Consider the following 3,181-nt stretch of genomic DNA (forward strand, 5'->3'; position numbering starts at 1 on the left):
CACTTCCTGTGAGGTGTTGCTGTGTTGAAATAAAGTACGTTTGTACAGTGCCATTACTCTGCTTGTCCGTTATCCCTTAACTGACGGATCGCCCCAGTTAAGCCGCACCATGTGCAATACAGATAAACAGCGCCTGTACATTCCGATTTTGTTATTTGTTAAAGAGCAGTTTCTTACCAGTACTGATTGCCAAATTCCCAAACGTGCGGGAGGTCTGGCCTTAGGTCTCTGCCTTTAACTTGTCCGTTGGTCGCTTTGACGATTAGCGGAATGTATTCAGGGGAAACCTTCGCCTTGTTGTGAAGCCACTTAAAAACTGCCTGCTGCGTCAAACCGCATGCTTCGCCAAGTTTTTTTTGTGTTCCCACAATATCAATGGCGGTTTTAATTGCTTCGTTCATAAAAACCTCCGTTGTTTTATTTTCCATATTAAAACCATAGTTGTTTTTAATCAACAACTATATTCGTTTGAATAACAACAACCGAGGTTGTATCTTTGGGATTATGAAAACGACTCTTGCACAACGACTAAAACAAGCCAGAAAACGCGCTGGTCTTTCTCAGAAAGAACTTGGAGAGGCTATTGGTGTATCTCAGGCGGCTATTCAGAAAATTGAATCCGGCAGCGCTCAGACGTCCACAAAGCTGATAGAAATAGCTAAAGTACTGTCAGTTCCGGCGGAATGGCTTTCATCTGGTGCCGGGGATAATCCATTACTCCCCTCTGATGGTGCTGGTACAGTGAAAATAGATCTTGTCACTCCCGCAACAATAGAGACTTACAAAGTGGAAATCCTCGATGTTGAAGCCAGCGCTGGCCCGGGCGTTATGGTTTTAGATGATTTTATTGAAACCATCACGGCGATTGAGTATTCAGCGGAAGAAGCCAAGAGGCTATTTGGCGGAAGGCCAGCTGATACCGTTAAGATGATCACTGTGAAAGGTGACTCCATGGCGGACACCTTCGAACCACGCGATCAGATATTCGTTGATATGACCGTTAACCATTTTGACGGTGACGGAATTTATGTCTTCATACTGGACAATCAGCTCTACATTAAGCGCCTGCAAATGCAGTACAAGCGCCTTGCTGTGATATCAGATAATCCAAAATATGAAACATGGCACTTGAATGAAGAGTCTATTGATGGCGTATTCATACAGGCAAAGGTACTCGTGAGCCAGTCTATTAAGTATAAATTCCACGGCTAACAATGGCCTGACGACACGTTTTAGGGTGAACTAAGTCAGCCAAAATGTGGACAAATCCGAGGCAAACTATTTTTAACTGAATAACATCACCTTATGTGTTTGCGATCAAAATTAACGCATTTTTTCCTTACTTTTTTGATGGTGTTGATGTAGATTACTCGGCCATCAGACTAAGTTATCCACAAAGATTTACACAACAACCCTTGATAATAACGTTGACAGACGTTATATATGGAGTAAGGAATTTCGTGAATAGTGACTTTAAAAAGTCTGTCTTAGTTGCAGACGCGCAGGCTTCAATCGAAGAAAGACAGCTGAATAGTATAAAAATGATGGTACAAGGTTTGATAAACTTTGTGGTAACTAGTTTCGAACAGCTAGGCATTGATAAGTTGCATGAACTTACCGATCCATCACTTGATGAGTTGGCGTCCATAATTCAAGAATTGAGCGCTGAAGCAAAAAAACATGAAGATATCAATCTTCAGCAAACACTGTTGTTTGCTGAAATATTAATTAACGACATTAAGATGAAAAACCCAGAAATGTGTGCGAATAGTTCGCATATGCTGAAAAAAGCAAGCATTTTCTAATTATCATTTAATGTACGTATCCACAACGAGCGAGTAAAGGAAACCAGGAGCACATCATGTCCAAACAAGAGAGCATTGCAAAAATGTTGAAGCTTGCAAACCGTCTGGATGAAATCGTCGCAGAGCTGACTGCCAAAAAAGACGAAATGTTCAGCGAATTATATAGCAAAGCAGCGTAATCCTTTCGCCCTACAAATTAGCAAGCTTTCCACAGTAAAAAGCCCTCCCTGCGAGGGCTTTTTTGTGCCTGCAATTCCCCCGCCTGTGTGATCTGCGTCCGGTCGTGAAGAATTTTGGAAAATAAATAACCAATCAAAACAACCAAATACAACCAATGAAGAGAAAAACAACCCATATAAACAACTTTGGTTGTTGACATTAAAACAACTATAGTTTTTAATTAACTCATCGAAGGCAACCACAGTATGAAAACACCTTCATTGTTCTTTAACAATTCAGAAAGTCGAAACAGCACAATCCACCTGTTTAGACCCCAACGCACAAATGCGATGTAGCGCCTAATGGGTGGCGTGAAGATTAGCACCGCACGAAAGTGATCACGGTCGTGAACGGGCAACACTGGCGGGATGGGTTGTGTGAGCGCAGATACTAATTATATCCCATTCGGTGAGTGGGCTATGGTGAGTTAATAACAGGAGATGGATATGAAATTTGAAGAATTGAGTCTGGAATCACAAGACGCAGCGCGTCAGGTATTGTCTGACATGTTGAAAATGAAGTATCACAATACTCATGACCTGCCGGACGGCACAGTGAAATACCTTGGGAAACGAATTGTTGAGGCGTTTTATAACCTAGAAAACGAAAAGCCAGAAATGGGAGCGTGCGACTCCCATTGTGACGAAGGGAAAGCCAGCACAGAAAATTAAACTTTATCTAAGTTGTACCAACGCCTAGAAACAGCCTCAGTAACCAATACTTTGGCCTTTGTTCTAACTGATTTGGCAATATTTATTGCTCGCTCGAAAATGGTGTCAGAATTTAGATTACCTTCGTAGTTATATTCTGCGTCTGGCAAGTAGTACCAAACACCATTGCTACCTTTTATTTTTTTATCAAACCCGTGAGCTTTCATTCTTTCATATAAATTCTGGTAGTCAGCGTAATCAGCATTCGGAAGCTCAACCCTAACAATATATCTTGGCATCAGAACAATTCCTTATTTTGACTGTGGAATGTTCATGTTATCAGATTCCTTGACTGTGGAAAGCGAGGATAGTCGCAAGACTGACAGCCCGGAAAGACGGGCATCCAGTAAGTATTGGGATTGGTGAATGCGCGGGCGGTTGTATATTTGAGGCCATGTAGCCAGAGCATGTGCAGTAATCTGCCACCAATCACCAATACTGACTAAG

General features: G+C 41.9%; 7 protein-coding genes. 4 read left to right on the forward strand and 3 right to left on the reverse strand.

What is annotated here, in order from left to right; all coding sequences use genetic code 11:
• Positions 1 to 173: 173 nt before the first annotated feature.
• Entirely contained in the window at positions 174 to 401 is a 228-nt protein-coding gene (locus HMPREF3119_RS18280) for a helix-turn-helix domain-containing protein (protein ID WP_052928005.1), read from the reverse strand.
• A 103-nt stretch (positions 402 to 504) separates the two neighbouring features.
• Between HMPREF3119_RS18280 and HMPREF3119_RS18285 the strand changes: the two genes are divergently transcribed.
• The 4 genes from HMPREF3119_RS18285 (at position 505) to HMPREF3119_RS18295 (ending at position 2,695) form a co-directional block, all read left to right on the forward strand.
• On the forward strand, positions 505 to 1,212 hold the full coding sequence (locus tag HMPREF3119_RS18285) for an XRE family transcriptional regulator (RefSeq protein WP_052928006.1): 708 nt from the start codon (positions 505 to 507) through the stop codon (positions 1,210 to 1,212).
• A 248-nt stretch (positions 1,213 to 1,460) separates the two neighbouring features.
• Positions 1,461 to 1,805, forward strand: a complete 345-nt coding sequence (locus tag HMPREF3119_RS18290) for a hypothetical protein (RefSeq protein WP_070580504.1) — start codon at positions 1,461 to 1,463, stop codon at positions 1,803 to 1,805.
• 56 nt (positions 1,806 to 1,861) lie between these two features.
• A complete protein-coding gene (locus HMPREF3119_RS19975) occupies positions 1,862 to 1,984 on the forward strand; it encodes a hypothetical protein (RefSeq protein ID WP_256389899.1) in 123 nt (40 codons plus the stop codon).
• Positions 1,985 to 2,470: 486 nt separating this feature from the next.
• A complete protein-coding gene (locus tag HMPREF3119_RS18295; RefSeq protein ID WP_070580501.1) occupies positions 2,471 to 2,695 on the forward strand; it encodes a hypothetical protein in 225 nt (74 codons plus the stop codon).
• On the opposite strand, the gene HMPREF3119_RS18300 is transcribed toward HMPREF3119_RS18295, so the two are convergent.
• Together HMPREF3119_RS18300 and HMPREF3119_RS19535 are read right to left on the reverse strand one after the other, a co-directional pair.
• On the reverse strand, positions 2,692 to 2,973 hold the full coding sequence (locus HMPREF3119_RS18300) for a hypothetical protein (RefSeq protein WP_070580503.1): 282 nt from the start codon (positions 2,971 to 2,973) through the stop codon (positions 2,692 to 2,694). The two genes, HMPREF3119_RS18295 and HMPREF3119_RS18300, sit on opposite strands and share 4 nt — an antisense overlap.
• A gap of 12 nt (positions 2,974 to 2,985) precedes the next feature.
• On the reverse strand, positions 2,986 to 3,181 hold a 196-nt coding region (locus HMPREF3119_RS19535), incomplete at its 5' end, for a hypothetical protein (protein ID WP_210388509.1).

Origin of the sequence: Morganella sp. HMSC11D09, assembly GCF_001807955.1 — a bacterium.
In the GTDB taxonomy this organism is placed as follows: Bacteria; Pseudomonadota; Gammaproteobacteria; order Enterobacterales; family Enterobacteriaceae; genus Morganella; species Morganella morganii.